The organism is Mucilaginibacter sp. KACC 22063 (genome assembly GCF_028736115.1).
Lineage (GTDB): Bacteria > Bacteroidota > Bacteroidia > Sphingobacteriales > Sphingobacteriaceae > Mucilaginibacter.
Map to the genome: position 1 here is coordinate 4519226 of NZ_CP117877.1, position 19419 is coordinate 4538644.

A 19419-nucleotide genomic window follows, 5' to 3' on the forward strand; every position below is an offset into this window, starting at 1 on the left:
TAAATGAAAAAGCTATTTATGCTACTGGCAGTGGTTTTTACAACCACTGCTGCAATGGCACAAAAAACACTCGATTATCCTTACCAGGGCGGGCAAGAGGCCATGAACCAGTTTTTTAATAATAACTTTGTTCCCTCTGCCGAGATTAAACAAGCACGGGCCGCAGGTACAGTTACCTTAAAATTTACTGCCGACCCTAAAGGCGCGATCAAAAAAATAATTGTTTATTACGCTGATGATCTTAGCCTGGTACAGCCTGTTGCCGACCTGATTAAGAAAACCGACAAAAAGTGGATTATTTTTGACGGCGAAAAGATGCATGATTATATTATCACCTTTGCCATTAGCTACAATACGCCTCAAACCGGAGCTGCAACTGCCAATAAAGCTTACACCACATTTTACGCCAGGCGCACCCCAATATTTACAAATAATCAGGTACCGCTGGATATGGCTACCTTGTTACCTACCGTTGCATTAAAGTACGACCTTAACTAAAAGGTAATAACAACCGATAAAAACTTTCGAAGTCTGTACTTTTAGTTACAGACTTTTTCAATTAACTTTATTTTCAAGTTGAATTAACAAAAAATATACACACAGTACAGTCGGCATGTTGTTTTGCGAATTAAAAGTTATAAAAAATCTTATTTTGGTTTTTTTATAAAGTTTATCTATATATTGCAGAAGATTATCGAACAATGTTACCGTGATTTGCGTTAAAGCTATCTGGCCATCAACCGTACATCTATTAAAAAAATATTATTAATGAACATTTTTGTAGGAAGTCTTTCTTACCAGTTGAAAGAAGAAGACTTAAGGAATCTTTTCGAGCCTTATGGCGAAGTAAGCACAGCTAAATTAATTATTGATCGCGAAACCGGCAGAAGTAAAGGTTTCGGTTTTGTGGAGATCGAGGATGATGAGGCAGCACAGAAAGCAATTGACGGATTAAACGGAACAGAAGTTGGCGGCAGAACTATTGCTGTAAGCCAGGCAGAAAACCGTAAATCAAATGATCGCCCTCAGCGTGGTGGCGGTGGCTTTGGTGGTGGTAACAGAGGCGGCGGCGGCGGTTTTAACCGTGGCGGCGGCGGTGGTTACAACCGCGGTGGCAACAGTGGTGGTGGCGGCGGTTATTCAAGAGGCGACCGTTACTAAAAATATAAAAGCACCGGTTTTTTGCCGGTGCTTTAATTTTTAACCTAAATCTTACTTCCCTCCGTAATTTGTCTTTTACTGACGAAATAAGATTTCTATTATTTTTATTTTTCTAAAGCAATGCTGCTTATTATAAAGCTGCAATACTTGCTTTTAAAGCAGTTACATCTGCATTAGGGCTTTTGGTTGATTCAAATACTGTTTTAGAATCGTGGTTGTCGCCATAGTAAGATTTAACAGCGCTTTTATCAATTGATATGTTTGCACCGTTTATGCTGATACCTGCAAACAAACCCTTGCTGCGTGAATAAGAATAAACTTCTGCATCAAGTTTGTAATCGGTATTTGCACTTGTGCTTCGGCCAACCGGGCCTGCTGCTGCTGATATATCACCGCCGATAGTAAAGTCGCCGTTTTCTACTTTGCTTAATACAGCACGGTGCTTAAATACAAGTACCAGATCTACTGCCTGTACACCAGCTTGTAAACCAATACTACCGCCAGTTAGGGTAACAAATACCGGATTGCTCCAGCCGCTTTCATGCTTTACTAATGCAACGCCTTTTCCGCGTTTGCCTGCCAGTACAAAACCACCGTTCAGCATTTTTGGGATAATTAAGATACCTTCTGCATTTTTAAGCAGCTCGGCAGGTATCCCCTCTTTCATTTGTGCAAAATCATGCATCACTCTGGTTGATTTTTGAATGCGTTCCTGCTCTGTGCTGATTTTAGTAGCCGATGTTAGTACAAACAGCACACTTAATAAAGCAGGAATAGCAAGTAATTTAAATGTTCTCATGGTTAAAATATTTAACTTGTTAAAGATGTATTGTTACAACAGTAACAGTAGGTTGTGGTTTTGAAAAAATATTCTTTCATATTATATAAAATATTTAATAGCCGTAGCTGTGCTGATGTTTTATGCTAAGCCTATGTTAACAAAGCAGGGCTTAGTAACACATAAATTGCGCTTAATTTATAATTGCTTAACACGGGCGTAATTTTAAGAACAACTTGCAACGCTTCATTTGCTGTGATTTAATCCATGCTGATGAAACGCCTCTATTCCCTATTAATTTTACTATCCTTTTTATGTACGGCCCGCGCGTTTGCGGGTGGCATTATCAAAGGTATTATTGTAGATAAAAAGACCGGCGAACCGCTGATCGGAGCTACAGTAACACTCGAAAAAGAATCAAATCACCACAAAATCTCAACAAGTGTGGGCCTTGATGGCAGCTTCTCCTTTAAAAATCTGGCGCCCGGCGCTTATGAGGTTGAGGCCCATTATGTGTCTTTCAAAAGCGAGACTGAACATCTTACCCTGGCAGATAATAGCGTTTCGACGCTGAAATTCAGTTTGTCTGAAAAAGTAAATAGCCTTGATGAGGTTAAAGTTAAGTCGCACGCCAACCGCGAAAGCGATCAGGCAGCTAAAACTGCCGAACAGCGCGCACCACAACTAATCAATGCTGTATCAGCAAGAGCCATCGAAGTATCGCCGGATATTACCATAGCCAGTGTAACCCAGCGGGTATCGGGCGTATCGGTAGAGCGCAGCAACAACGGCGAGGCGCAATATGCTATTATACGCGGTATGGACCAGCGCTATTTATACACGCTGGTTAACGGTATTAAAATACCAAGCCCTGATAACAAGAACCGTTATGTACCGCTTGATATTTTCCCGGCTGATATTGTTCAGCGACTGGAAATCTCCAAGTCTTTAACCCCTGCAATGGAGGGCGATGCCATTGGTGGCGGTATTAACCTGGTATTAAAAGAAGCACCAGATGACTTTACCATTAATGCAAACGTAGGTACAGGCTTTGCCTCAAAGTTTTTTGATAACGGCTTTACCAAGTTTGATCGCTCGGCAAGCCTTAAAACTTCACCAAGGGTAGCCAATGGCAATAATTACACTGCTTCAATGGCAGATTTCCCTAACAATCCGTTCCATTACAGTAAGATCAATGTGCCGCTTGCTACTATCGCAGGTGTAACTGTTGGCGGACGTACAAGAGATAAGAAGCTTGGTGCTATTGTTGGTGTAAGCTACCAGAACAACTACCGCGAAACAGAAGGCGTTTTCTTTGGTACTGCAGTTAACCAGGCTACTAACGAGCCTAATGTAACCAGCATACAACGCCGTACTTATGCTATTCAACAGCAGCGTACAGGTATCATCAGTAAAGTTGATTATCATTTTAATGACGCCAACAGGATCTCATTAGATGCGGACCTGATCAATCTGAATCAGAATAGCTACCGTTTCCGTTCAGATACCAGCTTAGAGCTTGGCCGTGCGGGCATTGGTACCGGGCGTGTAACAGAGGATTACCGTAGCGACCGCACCGTGCAGAATATCTATAACTTAAACCTGCATGGCGATCACCGTGTGTCTGACGTGTTTGGCTTAAACTGGTCTGGTGTATATTCAAAAGCTACTTTAAACGAGCCTGACCGTGCAGAGGTGAACCTTACTACAGGCCGTACACCGCAGGCAGATGGTTCTGTATTGCAAGCCCCTTATTTGTTTGATGCCAACCAGGCACAGACCCGTGTGTTTGCCAAAAACTCTGACGAGGATAAAAGCGGGTACCTGAATATGATCTATTCGCCGATGATCTTCAACACTAAAGTTGAATTTACAGCGGGTGGTATGTACAGGGACAAAACACGCCACAGCACTTATGATGAATATGATCTGCGCCCTTCTGCCAGCAACACGGCACAGCAGTTTAATGGCAATATAGATAATAACACTTTCGATGTATTTAATACGCAGGGGACCGGAAGCGACGCTTTAAACTATGATTTTACCGAAAAAATCGGTGCGGGTTACGGCCAGTTCAGGTTTAATGCAGGCAAGTTATTGGCCATTGGTGGTTTGCGTTACGAACATACTGATCAAAGCTGGAAAACAGGTGCGCCTGTTACCGTTGCAGGTACCACAGGCTCTATTAAATATTATGACCTGCTGCCAAGCTTAAACTTAAAATACTCGCTTGAGCATAACCAGGATATCCGCCTGTCATATTACTCGGCCATTAGCCGTCCTAACTTTTATGAGTTAGTTCCGCATACAGCTGGTGACCCTGATGCCGATTACAAAGAGCAGGGCAACCCGTATCTGAAACGCATCACCGCCGAAAACTTCGACCTGCGGTACGAGCTATTTCCTAAAGGCTCTGACCAGTTACTGGCCGGTGTATTTTACAAGAGCATTAAAAACCCGATTGAGTATGCCATTGAGCCGTCGGGCACAGATTATGTGCTGAAACCAGAAAACTTTGGTAATGCACATAACTACGGCTTCGAACTCGATTTTACAAAATATGTACACAACTTCGGTATTCGTGCCAACTATACTTATACCGATTCAAAGATCACTACCGACAAGTTAGAGGATTACCGCGATGCAAACGGTTTCTTAACACACCGCACGGTTTCGCAAACCCGTTCACTACAAGGGCAGTCTAAAAACATCGGCAACCTGTCTTTCTTATATCGCAGCGGCAAACAAGGTTTTGATGCCCAGATTTCGGCAGTATATACCGGCGCACGCATAAATACCGTGTCGCCATATCTGGATAACGACATTTGGCAAACAGGCTATGTATCGCTTGATGTTTCGGCAGAAAAACGTGTCGTAAAACACCTTTACGTGTATGTAAAAGCTACCAATCTGTTAAACACGCCTTACAAGCTTGAAATTAAACGTGCATACCCTGCAACTGCACAGGCGGTTGAATACCAGGAAGCAGGCAAAAATACTTTTGTACGGCGCGATACCTACGGCCAGTATTACATAGCAGGTTTAAGGTATAAACTATAACAACATACAAGGATGAAACTATTTAAATTATTAGCATTTGCGTTTGGCGCCACCTTGATGTTGAGCGCATGCCATAAAAGCGAACTGACAGACATATCACAGCCATTGATCCAATCAGGCAACGTGATCACATCTGATACCCTTAAAGGCACCATTAAAGGCACTTTACTTAGCGGTAAAACCTATTATTTCAGCAGCGATATCACCGTTAACGATGGCGATACCCTGTTAATGCAAAATGACGTAAGGTTAATTGCACTTGGCGATGGTAAAACATGGCAAACCAGCCCCGAAATAATTATGCACGGTACCTTTATTAGTTTAGGCACCCAGGACAAACCAAACTATATTACGGTTAAAAACTCTGCCGACCTGCACACTCAGGCTTCGCAGCAAACGTACAGTAATGTATTTCAGGGATACTGGGGCGGTATAGTTGCTTCGCCGGGACCAGCTACAGCAGCCAACCCTACCCCAACAGGCGGCGACATGATTATCAAATGGACACACCTCGAATTTGCAGGCGGCCCGGCAGGCCCCAATAATGATCCGGCTATTTACGCACAGGGCGATCCGCGATATATTATCTTCTACGGTAACATTAAGAAGAATTTTATCCTGGAAGATTCATGGATATTTGGCAGTAAGGATGACGCCATACGCGTATCAGGCGGTAAAATAAGCGTTATGCGTAATACATTTGAGCTTTGCGGACTATCGGGTGGTGAGTTCTTTAACATGAAAAGCGGAACTGTTGGCGATATTGGCTATAATATGCTGATCGGCGCGGCAACTAATGCGCTAAAGGCATCAGATGCGGGCAGCTCAGGTGTACAATGTAACATAAGTATGTACAACAATACCATGGTTAACTGCGGTTTCCGCCAAACTAAAACAGGCCGCGGTGGCTCTATTGATTATGAAAAAGGTGCACGCGGGTTTATGTATAATAACATGATTGTTAACTGCCGTTTTGGTATGCGTGTCACTCCAGATGCAGATGTTGCCAATATTGCCTATAACAATACCTTATATTACGGTTCAACATCTAAAATTGTCGGACTGTTTTTAGCAGCCGATGGCATAGCCAAGTTCCAGTCGGGTGATATACAATCAACAACAGCAGGTCAAAACGACCCTAAATTTTATGGTTATAATGTAAACCAGTACGATTATACGGCTAACCCCGGACCTATCACTGTTGCCAACCAAACACCTGCTGCGGTTACTGTGGGCACTTCAAACTTCCGGGTGCAAAGCAGTTCACCTGCCTTGGGTAAAGGTAAAACTGGTATAACGCCAATTGGTGCGGTTAAAACTACCGGACTTTATGGCACAACCATTACACAGCCGGGTAAAGATATAGGCGCTTATCAAAACGATGGCACAGGAAACCAGCATTAATAGGATATTTGCATAAATGGGCAGGCTGAAATTTATATTAATTTTACTTATAGCAAGTGCTTTAAATGCAGCCGGGCAAGACTGTGGTACCGCTTTTTTGGGGACTAAGACATTATACATAGCCCCTATAAAAAAAGAACCTAAAGCCCCGGCAGGTTACCGTGCTGTATTTATCAATTACGTTGGCAGGCATGGAGCAAGGCACCTTACCAAAGAGGTGAGCACAAGTTTTGCCTACCATGTTTTCAATAAAGCGGATAGTAGTGATCTGCTTACTGCCGACGGTAAGCGGCTGCACCAGATGATACTTAACCTGAATAAGGTTGAGCATGGCCGTGTTAAAAATATCTCGGCCGAGGGGGCAGCAGAGTTGAAGGGCCTGGGCGAGCGCATGGTTGAAAGCCACCCTGAAGTATTTAAGAAACCGGTAAAACTGGAGATCGCTTATACAAAGGAGATCCGCACCATTCAAAGTGCGGAGGCTTTTATTACAGGATTAAAAAGTGAATTAAACGATAGTGTGACCATTAGGCAGTTTAATGATGATGTCAACCTTCGTTTTTATGACCTGTCGTCCGCTTATACTGCTTTTGAAGAAAAAGGCCCCTGGATAAGCCGTATGGATTCGCTGAAAAACGATCTGCATATCGATGTACTACAGCAGCATATAATAGCGCGTTGGTTTAAACCCGCTTTTCTGCAAAAGCTTGAAGTTGCACAAGCAGAGCGATTAATCGGCGATGTTTTCGGATTTGCAGCTATTGCCTACTCGCTTAACACCGAAGCAAAGATGGAAGGGCTTGAGCCATCGTCTATCAATTTCAGTGCTCTTTTTACTTGCGATGAATTGAAAGCGCTTGGCCGCCTTGATGATGCCGATGACTATTACAAAAAAGCTCCGGGCTTTGATAATAACGGCATACAAGTACGCATTGCAGCACCACTGCTTGCAGACTTCATTCGCACTACTGATAATTTTATTAATAAGCCAACGGTTAATGCACAGTTACGATTTGCGCATGCCGAAACCATAGCCCCTTTTGCAGCACTACTGGATATTAATGTTGCCAGTAAAAAAACGCTGAAGGCTAAAGACTTTGAAAAGAACTGGAAGGCAGGAGACATCATTCCTTTAAGTTCAAATATCAGGTGGGTAGTTTACAAAAAGAACAATTTATACCTGGTACAATGTCTTTTAAATGAAAAACCTGTAAATATTAATGGTTTAAAGGCAATTGCAACTTACTTTTACAACTGGAAGGAATTACGCAAATATTACCTGGCAAAGCTTGAATCATTGGGTTTAAGCCTAAACAGTGATATGAAAAAATACCTAACCGAAACAAAATAACAAGGCTATTATGAAAGCATCTATGTTCGGAAACTTTTTGCCAAATCACAATAAGGTGTTTTATAACCTTTTTAATCAGGGTGCGACCAATACCTATGAGATGGCCTCTATTTTGTACCGGATTACCAGTGCAGAGAATATGCAGGATGAAAAACTGAACTTTAACCATATCAGCAGGTTGAAAGATCAGGCTGACAGCATTAAACATCAGGTTTATTTTTTATCAGGCAAAGCATTTATATCACCGTTCAGCCGTGATGATATGTATGCACTGGCATCTGCTATCAGCTCTGTTTCAGATTACATTGGCATTTCTGCCCGCCGTTTAAACTTTTACGGCGCGCAAGCCCATCAGGATGTTAAAGAACTGTCGGGTATCATTGTAGATTGCTGCCATTTACTTGTAGACTGTGTAAAAGCACTGAATGACCTTAGCCAGGTTGATAAAATCACTGAATATTGCAGGCGAATTAAGCAAACCGAACACTATGCTGATGCTGTGTACAGAAAAGCACAAGCTTTACTGGTAGACAAAGAACTTGATGCGCTGGAGGTTATAAAATTCAGTGATATTTTTGCCGTACTTGAAAAATCCACAGATAAATGCGAACACGTGGTTAATGTAGTTGAAAGCATTATCATCAAAAACTCCTGATAAAAATTAAATCCCGGGCATATTGCACCGGGATTTATTGTTCAACATAAGGAAGTATAAATGCTAATGGATAGTTATCAGCACAATTTTACTTGTGTATTAACGCTTCCGATATAATCTTTCAAGGTTTTAAGTTCATTAGCAGTCAGCATATCGCCAATATTATCGCCTATAAACTCTGCATGCCAGCTGGTATGGTAGTAATAAAGTGTCTCGTTGTCTTTAAGATAATAAATATCTGCCGACTGCCCTGCCTTTGACCTGATATAACCTCCGGGCAGCATTTCTGCTTTGGGCAAAAAGAATTCGCAATGGGTGTTATCAGTTACCGCGCCCCAACCCACCGGGTTAAAGGTATAATCGCCATCGGCATAAGGGCCGTGTTTTTCCAACAAGTTTGGTTGAAAAGGCAAAGTACTTTTTTGATAAAGCACACTGTAAGTGCGTTTATCGGCACCTTTGTAGAAATATATAAAAATTAATCCTGTGGTGCCTGCATCCGGCATCGGTGAACTTCCGGAATTTGCGTTAAGCGTGTAACGCCCAATATACCATCCGGTTTTAACAGCTAATTTCCTGGCCTGTTTCTCAGGCAATAATGTGATCAGGTCGTTCATAGATGTACAAAGATACACATTTTCGCCTAACCATTCCCATACCTAAAAGTAGGTATCCTATACTGCATCTTACATCAACTCTTATGCTTGCGGAAGTTTTAAAGTAAAATCGGTGCCTTTACCGGGTGAAGAAACAACATAAAGCGACCCTTTAAGGCTATCAACCAGATGCTTAACTAAGGCCAGGCCAAAGCCATAACCCTTTTCGCCACCTGTACCGATAGTAGTTTCGCCAACGCCATTTAAAATAGTGTCAACTTTATCCTGATCCATCCCTACCCCGCTATCCTGAACAATAATTTCAAGTGTATTGTGAGCCTGGCCAGTTAATAAATTCAGCGTTACAGAAACAGCGCCACCAGCAGGCGTAAATTTAATAGCATTAGATATCAGGTTACCGATGATCTGCAATAACTTGTTTTTAGAAAAAGCAACACTTTCATTAGGTGGAGCGATATTAACCGTAAACCTAACATCTTTGTTTAGTGCTTGCGGTGCATATAACTTCAATAACTTCTCTTTCAGTAATAAAAGGTTATAGCTGTTTGCAGCAAGCTTAACTTCGGGCTGAGCGTTTTTATGCGTGGTAAGGATCTCGTCTGCAAGTTCAAGAATAGAATGCCCGCTTTTATGGATAAGGGTGATAAATTCGAGGACCTCTTCCATATTGTTTTCATTTCCCTGCTCTTTGATGATTTGGGCAAGACCTATAATGCCGCCCAGCGGTCCACGTATATCATGGGCAATGCGGCGTGTATTTTCAGATGCTTCTTTGGCTTCCTTCTGTAAATTATCTAAGGCCTTTAACGTATTAAGGCGGTTCATTACCTCGTTTGCTATCAGCTTTAACATTTCGGTCTTTTCCGGGGTAAGTTTCTTCCTGTCCGTGTCAAGCACACATAAAGCCCCTATATTCTTCCCATCAGATTTTAATGGAACACCATAATAGTACTTGAGCTTTGGGCCATGGGTTACATAAAATTTATCGTTAAACCGCTCATCAGCGGTAAGGTCTTCCACTTCAAAATGGTCATCCTCGGTAATGGTATATTGGCATACCGAATCTGCACGCGACATTTGGTCAACATCAAGCCCGTGGTTAGCCACGGTCCATTGTGTGTACGAGTCTATGAGGTTTACAAGCGAAACATCGGTGCCTGCAACCTTGGCTGCCAATTTTGTAAGATCTTTGAAATTGACACTTAAGTCAGAGTAGTCAAGATCAAATCCGGCTAATTGTATCAGCCGTTCCATTTCATTTTTAGGTAGTGGCAGTTGTAAGTCCATCCTTAAATAAATTATATATCAGCAAGAGTCAAAAATAGAAGGTTTATAAGAAATTGGTTAACCTTAGGTAAATCCTTTTTACTCTAAATTAGCGTAAAAAGTTGTCATTTTTTAACTCCTTTAATCTCTATAATAACCGATGTACGGTGTTTAATACCTAAAGTGCTGCCGGGAGTTACTTTGGTATAGTATCTTAAATAACCGTTTACAATGCCTTTCATGGCGCCGATAATATGTTCCCTGAAGTCTGTTATTAATTGCAAAGGCTCCTTAAAACGCAATGTTCCGTCGGCTTCTATATAAGCAGAAAAACGATAGTAAAAGTTATCATAAGCCTTATTCATTGTGATATGAAATTCAGGATGCATGTACGGGTCTGCAGGATCTGCGGCGGTCAAAAATGATTTTACATACTGCTGTGTTTCCACCTGCAAATCAGGGCTACGGCTTTCTATTTTGGGGGCTTCCCTGCCTGCAAAAAACTTTGTGCTGTCCTTTGAAATTTTAGCAACCAGGTTTTTGATAAATGCCGTATCTCGTGCCGATGGCAAGCCCATGTACATGATCTTTGTATCGGGAATTTTAGAAACCAGTTTATCCGAGTAAAAGGTCATGTAGATGTTTGATTCCTCATCCAGTATTTCTTTGTTCTTCACAAATAGTACCTGGAACAAAAGGCTGTCGGGTGTGATCTTTTTAATTTTAAGCCAGTTGTCGGCCATGTTAATTACCGAATCATGGTCGTAGTAAACTTTGAAATTATAAAACTTACCGCGCTCCTGGCTATATATCCTCACCGAGTCATTAGATATAAACCACATTCGCCATGATGGCTCCAGCTGATAGCCCGTCTCATTAAACACCAGCCCATCGCTAAAGCGCCGCTTTACTTCTGTGTATTTAATATTGACAACGCCCTCAAATTTGGGCTTGGGTTTTGGCCCGCGGTTACACGAGGCGATCATTAAAGCAAGTAAAGTTATACCGTACAGCAGCGTTTTTTTCATACCAGATGCCCTAAAGTAACAAAAATGTATAACGCGAAGTATAGCTTTTTGTGGACTGCTACAATAATTAATTAGTTATGTAGCTGGTAAGATAACTGGGATATATAACAAAACAGCCTCAGTTAAGAGGCTGCTTTGTTTATTTAAGTTTTGATACCTGCTCGTCGAAATATTGACGGGTAAAAATCACATCGGGCAGATTGTGCTGCCAGTTAGATTCATGCTCTATAGAGATGATACCTTTAAAGTTCTGGCGCTTTAATTCAGCCAATGCTGCCGGTATGTTAAGCACACCTTTGCTTACAACGGTGTCACGCGCTTTGGTATCATTAAAGGTTACAATGTCTTTAAGGTGGGCGCCAATGATATGCCCTTCCAGCATTTTCATACAGGCAACAGGGTCTAAACCGTTACGTGCCCAGTGGCCGATATCTGCACAAGCGCCAATGTTTTTATGTCCTTTTATAGCAGCCAGAACCGAATCAGGGTGCCAGTATTCGTTAGGGCGTGGGTGATCATGTATAGCTACCGGGATGCCGTATTGGCCTGCAAGGCTGTCTACCATGTCCCATTGTGACTTAACCGGCTCAGAGGTAACGTAGCTCATGCCCATCTCTTTAGCCAGCTGAAAAGTTTTTATCCATTCTTCGCGGTTCCTTGGGCGTATCACACCCATAGCTACCATTTGGATGCCTTTAGCTTTAAGCAGCTTCTTTATTTTTGCACGGTCATCGGCACTCATGTTTAGGCCGAATGATCCCTGCATGTCGCCGCCGAGCTTTTGGCCCATGTACTGCTCAATGTATTTAATGCCTGCACTGTCAACCTTGTTTAAGGCATCAGTAAAGGTAAATACACGGAAGGTCCACATTTGTACACCAAGCCGAAGGCTGGGTTTGGCATGTACGGTTTTGTTGTGTCGCGGGGTGAATGCTGCCAGCGTAATTGTAACAATTACAGCAGCTAATGCGGCAAATTTTCTCATTTTATAATTTAGTTAGTTGATTGGATGCTCCAAGTTAGTGTTATGTGGACACAATTGCAAACGCGAAATGGCAATGTATCACATATGCTACATTGAATATGGGAAAAGAGAAAACGCGTAAACTTAGAGTACAGGCAGTACTTGGCTGATATGGGTTACCACGCTAAAACGTTCGTGTTCAATGGCATGGTCTATCTGTTCATGCACCCAGGTAATATGATAAGGTACATGTATGGCATGGCCGCCTATGTTAAGTACCGGCATAATATCTGATTTAAGCGAATTGCCGATCATCAGCAACTCATGCGGCTGTATGTCCAGGTGCCTGATGAGCTTTTGATAGTTTGCCTCATCTTTTTCAGACATGATCTCGATATGGTGGAAGTACTTAGCCAGTCCGGATTTGCGCAGCTTGCGTTCCTGGTCGAGCAAGTCGCCTTTGGTAGCAACAACCAGCCTGTATTTACCTTGCAGACTGATCAAAACATCCTCAACGCCTTCAAGCAGTTCAATGGGTTCGTTTAAAACGGCCTTACCCAGATCAAGTATCTTGCTGATTACTTCTATGCCACAGGTGCCGTCTGTAATGCGTATAGCGGCTTCTACCATCGAAAGCACAAATCCTTTTACACCATAGCCATACAAAGGCAGGTTATCAAGCTCGGTCTTTAATAGCTCGCGCTCAATGTTATGCTGCGAAAGGTAATCTTGCAGCAATACGCAAAACGCTTCCTCCGTACGGCGGAAATAAGGTTCGTTAACCCAAAGCGTATCGTCGGCGTCAAAAGCAACTACTTTAATACTCATGGCATGGTGTGTTTGCTATGCAAGTATAGCGAGAATTGCGTGAACAGTTTGCACTGCATTTATTATCAAGAGAGCAATAACTACCCAAACCTGTAACACATTTGTTAAAAAACCGGAAGTGCTAAATCAATATGTTTGTTTATTAACTAAACTACTAAGCATGAAAAGAAATTTACTCTTCTCTGCAATGCTTTCTGCTACGGTATGCGCCGGTGCTTTTGCACAGGAAACCGTTGACCAGACTGCAGTGCAAAAAATCCGTGAAGAAGGCCTAAATCATTCCCAGGTGATGAAAACGGCTTTCTATTTAACCGATGTTTCGGGGCCAAGACTATCTGGTTCGCCAGAATTGCGCCGCGCACAGGAATGGGCAATGGGGCAGTTAAAAACCTGGGGATTATCAAACGTAAACCTTGAGAAATGGGGCAAGTTTGGCAAAGGATGGGAAGTGCAAAAGAACTATGCAGCTATCACCGTGCCTTATTACCACGCCATTATTGCTATCCCTAAAGCATGGACACCATCAACAAATGGCGCAATTAAAGGCGATGTGGTGCTAATTAAAGCGGATACGGTAACCGATCTTGACCAGTACAAAGGTAAGCTGAGGGGAAAGATTGTGATTATGGACACAAAGAACGAGCTTACCCGCAGTACTTCGCCGGATCTGAAACGCTATACTGACGAAGACCTGGACAAAATGGCAAAAGCAGAGCCTGCACAACCAGGCGCACGCCGCCCCGGTGGGCCAGCAGCCAACTTTATGGAGCAACGCCGCCGCATGATGGCTCTGCGTACAGCCATGAATGAGTTTTTGGTTAACGAAGGTGTAGGCCTTGTTTTAAGCCAGGGGCGCGGTACCGATGGTACAGTATTTACAACCAACGGTGCATCATACGCAGAAGATGCCAAACCGGTAGCACCTGAGCTGGAAACCAGTGGTGAAGATTACCTGCGCATTGTACGCCTGTTGCGTAACGGCATCAGCGTGCAAATGGAAGCAGATGTGCAAACCAAATTTTACACAGACGACCTGAACGGTTATGATGTGGTAGCTGAAATTCCGGGGACTGATAAGAAACTGAAAGATCAGCTGGTAATGATTGGCGGGCACTTTGACTCGTGGCATGCAGCAACCGGCGCTACAGATAACGCAGCAGGCAGCGCCGTAATGATGGAAGCTATGCGCATACTTAAAGCCATCGGTTTTAAACCAAAACGTACCATCCGTTTAGCATTATGGACATCTGAAGAGCAAGGGTTATTCGGCTCTAAGTTTTATGTGCAAAACCATTTTGGCGATGCCAAAACAATGGAGTTAAAACCTGAAGCTGCTAAAGTTTCTGCTTATTACAATTTAGACAATGGTACAGGTAAAATACGCGGTATTTACCTGCAAGGCAACAAAGAGATTGGCCCGATTTTCCAGAGTTGGTTAACTCCGTTTAAAGATTTGGGAGCATCTACGGTTACCATCAGTAACACGGGCGGCACCGATCACCTTTCTTTTGATGCCGTTGGCATTCCGGGTTTTCAGTTTATTCAGGAGCCTATGGATTACAATACACGTACACACCATAGTAACCAGGACACCTACGATCGCTTGGTTGAAGACGACTTGAAACAGGCAGCTACCATTGTTGCATCATTTGTTTACAACACAGCGCAACGCGCCGAAATGATGCCGCGTAAAGAACTGCCAAAACCAGCACCTGCCAATTAACCTTACTTACTACATATTTGAATGATTGAAAGCCGGTTTCTTTACGAGCCGGCTTTTTACTGATTAAATCATTGTATCAACATCGTATCTTGCAGCTATAAATTACCCCATGAAAAAGGCGCTTATCTTATTTTCCCTGTTATTGTCTGTATCTGTGTACGCGCAGCTAACGCCGTTTGAATTAAGTAAAGACAAGAACTATACGGCAAATTATGCCGAGGTGATGGCCTACTATAAACAACTGGCAGCGCATTACCCGCAAATGAAATTGATCAGTTACGGCATGACGGATATTGGCAAACCATTAACCTTGGTTGTACTGTCAAAAGATAAAGTGTTTGATCCGGTGCTGATTAAAAAGCAAAACAAACGAGTGCTGCTCATCAACAACGGTATCCACCCCGGAGAGCCCGAAGGTATTGACGCCAGCATGATGCTGACGCGCGACCTGCTTAAAAATAATAAGCTGCCTAATGATGTGGTGCTTTGCTTTATAGCTGTATATAATATTGATGGTTGCCTTAACCGGGGTGTATCACGCATTAGCCAGAACGGTCCGCGCGCTTATGGTTTTAGAGGTAACTCACGTAACCTTGATCTTAACCGCGATTTTATAAAAGCCGATAGCCGCAATGCTTTGGCTTTTATGCAAATCCTGAATACCTGGCAGCCGGAAGTTTTCCTGGATAATCATACCAGCGATGGTGCCGACTACCAGTATGTAATGACATTGATTGAAACACAAAAAGATAAGCAAAACCCGATACTGGCAAAATATACGTCAGAGACATTATCGCCTGAACTGTACCGACGCATGAAGAAAAGCGGTTACGAAATGATCCCTTATGTAGAAAGCGAGAAAGGTACGCCGGATTCGGGCATTGTGGCATTCCTGGAAACACCGCGCTTTTCAACAGGTTACACTGTGCAGCATAACATCATTAGCTATGTAACCGAAACACATATGCTGAAACCTTATGACAAGCGCGTGTATGCTACCTATGATTTTATGCAGCACCTGGTTGACATTTGCCAGCGCGACCACCAGTTGATTGGCCAGCTTAAACAGCAGGCAGACGCGCAGGTGGCAAAACAGCAAACCTTTGCATTGAACTGGGAACTTGACGAGAAGCACCCTGATACCATTACTTTTAAAGGATACGAGGCTGGGCACAAACCAAGCGAAGTAAGTGGTTTGCCACGCTTGTATTATGACCGTAGCAAGCCTTATACTAAAACCATTAAATACTATAACACTTACGTTGCAACGGCAAACGCCACAAAGCCGGTAGCTTATATTATTCCGCAGGCTTGGGGAAAGGTGATTGATCTGTTTAAACTTAACAAAGTAGTGATGCATCAGTTAAAGCATGATACTACTCTAAAAGTTGAGATGTACAGTATTGCCGATTATAAAACTTCAACCCGCCCGTATGAAGGCCATTACCTGCACAGTAACGTGACATTATCAGCCAAAGAAGCACCTATTAAGTTTTACGCGGGAGACTATGTAGTTTATACCAATCAGCCTATCAACCGTTATATTGTAGAAACGCTTGAGCCGCAGGGCGTGGATTCATTTTTCGCATGGAACTTTTTTGATTCGATGCTTGGGCAAAAGGAGCATTATTCAGATTATGTATTTGAAGACACTGCTGCCGAATACCTGAAAAACAACCCCGAATTGCAAAAGAAACTGGAGCAGGAAAAGGCAGCTAATCCGAAACTGGCTGCAAGCGCTGCCATGCAGCTCGAATTTGTGTATCGCAACTCACCATGGTTCGAAAAAACTTATCTTCGCTATCCGGTAGGGCGTTTACTTACCAATGTTAAACTTGATTTAAACTAATGCTCGAAATTATAAATGCTGCGCCGGTTGCTTCGGCCATATTTGCTATAACGCTTGTGCTATCGCTATTGGCCTTTTATAATGAAGACCTGTATCACCGCATGCTGCTGCAACCTTATGATGTTTACCGCGGCAAGCGTGTGTATACCGTCATCACCAGCGGATTGATACACAAAGATTGGGGGCACCTGTTCTTTAACATGCTGTCTTTTTTCTTTTTTGCCTTCCCGCTCGAGATCAACTACATAGGTCACTGGCAATTTGGAGTGTTGTATGTGGTAAGCTTAATCTTAAGCGACATGCCTTCAGTAGTGAAGCACAAGGACGATATATGGTATCGCAGCCTTGGTGCATCGGGTGCTATCAGTGCGGTTATCTTTAGTTTTATACTATTTAACCCGCTAACCAAGCTATATATCATGTTCATTCCTATAGGAATATATGCAATTATATTTGGTGTATTATACCTCATTTACAGCGCTTATGCTTCAAAGAATTCGCATGATGCCATTAATCATGATGCTCACTTTTTTGGGGCTATCAGCGGTATTGTAATTACGATTATCCTTAATCATCAGGCGATAAACATTTTTTTACAGCAGTTAGGTATTGGCGGTTAAGCAATTACGAAATCTTATCCCAGCTTAAGCCGGCATTCTTAACCTGCAGCAGTTGATGTATGGGCAGGTTTTCGGGATGAGTTAGCTGCGGGTCTTTTTCAAATATGGATTCTACCAACTCGCGAACCTGCATCAGTAGTTGCTGGTCGGTAGCCAGGTTGGCAATTTTTAAATCCATCACACCGCTTTGCTGTGTGCCCTCAATATCACCAGGGCCGCGCAGTTCAAGATCGATTTCAGAAATTTTAAAGCCGTCGTTAGTTGATACCATCGTATCCAGCCTGATCCTGCCTTCGCGGCTTAATTTATGGCTGCTCATTAAAATACAGTAAGATTGCTCGGCACCCCGGCCAACCCTACCGCGAAGCTGATGCAGCTGAGAGAGCCCGAAGCGCTCGGCATTTTCAATGATCATGACCGAGGCATTTGGTACGTTAACGCCAACCTCAATCACAGTAGTAGCTACCATAATATGCGTTTCGCCTTTTACAAAGCGTTGCATCTCTTCTTCTTTGTCGGCGGCAGAAAGCTTACCATGTACAATGCTGATACGGTACTGCGGTAACGGAAACTCGCGCGACATGATCTCTACACCATCTTCCAGGTTTTTCAGATCCAGTTTTTCACTTTCTTTAATCAGCGGGTAAACCACATACACCTGGCGGCCTTTGGCAATCTCGCGCTTCATGAAACCAAACATCGGCAGCCGCTGATTTTCATAATAGTGGATAGTCTCTATCGGCTTACGCCCGGCAGGCAGTTCATTAATTACCGATACATCAAGATCGCCGTAAAGCGTCATAGCTAAAGTACGCGGTATGGGTGTAGCCGTCATGACCAGTACGTGTGGTGGTAATATATTTTTCTTCCAGAGCTTAGCGCGCTGCTCTACCCCGAAACGGTGCTGTTCGTCTATCACTACCAGCCCCAGGTTTTTAAACTGGACCTTATCTTCCAGTAGGGCGTGAGTACCAATGAGTAATTGCAGGCTGCCGTTTTCCAGTTTCTCGTGCAGCACTTTACGGGCTTTTGCCCTGGTTGAACCGGTAAGCAGTTCAACATCTAAAAAGTCATCGCCTACCAGGCTTTTAATAGAGTGGTAATGCTGCGTTGCTAAGATCTCGGTTGGTGCCATAATACAAGCCTGAAAGCCGTTGTCAATAGCCAGCAACACATTCATTAAAGCAACCACCGTTTTACCGCTGCCTACGTCGCCCTGTAACAGGCGGTTCATTTGCACGCCGCGCTGTGTATCTGTGCGTATCTCTTTCAGTACACGTTTCTGCGCATTGGTTAAATCAAACGGTAATTTCTCCTGGTAAAAGGTATTAAAATAATGGCCGACCTTCTCAAATACAAATCCCTTAAACTTTTGGTTACGCAGCAGTTTATTCTTTAATAATTTGAGCTGTATCAGAAATAACTCATCAAATTTTAACCGCCGTTGTGCCTCATACAGCATGTTGGCATCTTCGGGGAAGTGGATGCATTGAAAAGCCATCTTCCTGCCCATGAGGCCAAACTTATTAATGATGTACTGCGGCAGCGTTTCAGTGATATGTTTGCTGTACCCTTTCAGCAGGGTTGCGGTCAGTTTTTGTATGCCTTTAGTATCAAGCGAAAACTGCTTTAGCCTTTCAGTAGAGTTGTAAGCTGGTTGTAGTGTAAGGTTTCCCTGACGCTTTAAAGCCTCCGGCGAATAAGGCTCAATCTCGGGGTGTGCCATTTGAGCCTTGCCATTGAACGTGCCAGGTTTGCCGAAAATGATATAAGCCCTGCCTGGTATTAGTGTTTTTTCTATCCACTTTACACCCTGAAACCAGGCCAGTTCCATCGAAGCGGTATCATCCTGTACAATGGCTATCAGGCGCCGGGTATGCTTTTCACCAACAATTTCTTTGTGTTTAAGCCGGGCTATTACTTGCACATGTGGCAGTTCGGGGTTAATATCCCGAATCTTATAAAAACGGGTGCGATCAATATACTTAAACGGGTAATAGCGCAGCAGGTCTTCAAACGTAAAAATACCGAGTTCTTTTTTTAAGATCTCGGCACGCGAAGTGCCTACTCCTTTTAAATAGTCGATAGATGTTTTAAATACCTCGTCCAAAACCA

16 protein-coding genes are annotated in these 19419 nt (G+C 43.1%); 9 read left to right on the forward strand and 7 right to left on the reverse strand.

Going from position 1 to position 19419, the window contains the following annotated elements; genetic code table 11:
• Positions 1-3: 3 nt before the first annotated feature.
• The gene (locus PQ461_RS19815) at positions 4-498 is read left to right on the forward strand and encodes a hypothetical protein (protein WP_274207298.1); all 495 of its coding nucleotides are present in this window, start codon (positions 4-6) and stop codon (positions 496-498) included.
• Positions 499-768: 270 nt separating this feature from the next.
• Positions 769-1161, forward strand: a complete 393-nt coding sequence (rbp, locus tag PQ461_RS19820; RefSeq protein WP_274207299.1) for an RNA-binding regulator — start codon at positions 769-771, stop codon at positions 1159-1161.
• Between the two features lie 130 nt (positions 1162-1291).
• On the opposite strand, the gene PQ461_RS19825 is transcribed toward rbp, so the two are convergent.
• Positions 1292-1960, reverse strand: a complete 669-nt coding sequence (locus tag PQ461_RS19825) for a lipid-binding SYLF domain-containing protein (RefSeq protein WP_274207300.1) — start codon at positions 1958-1960, stop codon at positions 1292-1294.
• Between the two features lie 252 nt (positions 1961-2212).
• Here PQ461_RS19825 and PQ461_RS19830 point away from each other — a divergent pair, with 252 nt between their 5' ends.
• From PQ461_RS19830 to PQ461_RS19845, 4 genes are read left to right on the forward strand one after another with little or no spacing between them, the layout of a single operon-like run.
• On the forward strand, positions 2213-4999 hold the full coding sequence (locus PQ461_RS19830; protein WP_274207301.1) for a TonB-dependent receptor: 2787 nt from the start codon (positions 2213-2215) through the stop codon (positions 4997-4999).
• A gap of 12 nt (positions 5000-5011) precedes the next feature.
• Entirely contained in the window at positions 5012-6403 is a 1392-nt protein-coding gene (locus tag PQ461_RS19835) for a hypothetical protein (RefSeq protein WP_274207302.1), read from the forward strand.
• A gap of 16 nt (positions 6404-6419) precedes the next feature.
• Entirely contained in the window at positions 6420-7754 is a 1335-nt protein-coding gene (locus PQ461_RS19840) for a histidine-type phosphatase (RefSeq protein ID WP_274207303.1), read from the forward strand.
• 10 nt (positions 7755-7764) lie between these two features.
• A complete protein-coding gene (locus PQ461_RS19845) occupies positions 7765-8409 on the forward strand; it encodes a DUF47 domain-containing protein (protein WP_274207304.1) in 645 nt (214 codons plus the stop codon).
• Positions 8410-8486: 77 nt separating this feature from the next.
• Here the strand turns inward: PQ461_RS19845 and PQ461_RS19850 are convergent, their stop codons facing one another.
• The 5 genes from PQ461_RS19850 to PQ461_RS19870 all read right to left on the reverse strand — a co-directional run bounded on the left by PQ461_RS19850 (position 8487) and on the right by PQ461_RS19870 (position 13112).
• Positions 8487-9026: a hypothetical protein gene (locus PQ461_RS19850; RefSeq protein WP_274207305.1), complete on the reverse strand. Its 540-nt coding sequence runs from the start codon at positions 9024-9026 to the stop codon at positions 8487-8489.
• An 81-nt stretch (positions 9027-9107) separates the two neighbouring features.
• The gene (locus tag PQ461_RS19855) at positions 9108-10313 is read right to left on the reverse strand and encodes a GAF domain-containing sensor histidine kinase (RefSeq protein WP_274207306.1); all 1206 of its coding nucleotides are present in this window, start codon (positions 10311-10313) and stop codon (positions 9108-9110) included.
• A gap of 104 nt (positions 10314-10417) precedes the next feature.
• Positions 10418-11320, reverse strand: a complete 903-nt coding sequence (locus PQ461_RS19860) for a hypothetical protein (protein WP_274207307.1) — start codon at positions 11318-11320, stop codon at positions 10418-10420.
• Between the two features lie 139 nt (positions 11321-11459).
• A complete protein-coding gene (locus PQ461_RS19865) occupies positions 11460-12305 on the reverse strand; it encodes a sugar phosphate isomerase/epimerase family protein (RefSeq protein WP_274207308.1) in 846 nt (281 codons plus the stop codon).
• A gap of 123 nt (positions 12306-12428) precedes the next feature.
• Positions 12429-13112, reverse strand: coding sequence for an HAD family hydrolase (locus PQ461_RS19870; protein ID WP_274207309.1), 684 nt, complete (start codon positions 13110-13112; stop codon positions 12429-12431).
• A gap of 160 nt (positions 13113-13272) precedes the next feature.
• Here PQ461_RS19870 and PQ461_RS19875 point away from each other — a divergent pair, with 160 nt between their 5' ends.
• The 3 genes from PQ461_RS19875 to PQ461_RS19885 all read left to right on the forward strand — a co-directional run bounded on the left by PQ461_RS19875 (position 13273) and on the right by PQ461_RS19885 (position 17304).
• Positions 13273-14835, forward strand: coding sequence for a M28 family metallopeptidase (locus PQ461_RS19875; protein ID WP_274207310.1), 1563 nt, complete (start codon positions 13273-13275; stop codon positions 14833-14835).
• Between the two features lie 109 nt (positions 14836-14944).
• Positions 14945-16684 (forward strand): M14 family zinc carboxypeptidase, encoded by a 1740-nt coding sequence (locus tag PQ461_RS19880; RefSeq protein WP_274207311.1) that lies wholly within the window; start codon positions 14945-14947, stop codon positions 16682-16684.
• A complete protein-coding gene (locus PQ461_RS19885; protein WP_274207312.1) occupies positions 16684-17304 on the forward strand; it encodes a rhomboid family intramembrane serine protease in 621 nt (206 codons plus the stop codon). The genes PQ461_RS19880 and PQ461_RS19885 overlap by 1 nt, the downstream gene beginning before the upstream one ends.
• Before the next feature lie 4 nt (positions 17305-17308).
• On the opposite strand, the gene recG is transcribed toward PQ461_RS19885, so the two are convergent.
• Complete coding sequence (gene recG / locus PQ461_RS19890) at positions 17309-19414, reverse strand: ATP-dependent DNA helicase RecG (protein ID WP_274207313.1); 2106 nt, start codon at positions 19412-19414, stop codon at positions 17309-17311.
• Between the last annotated feature and the right edge of the window lie 5 nt (positions 19415-19419).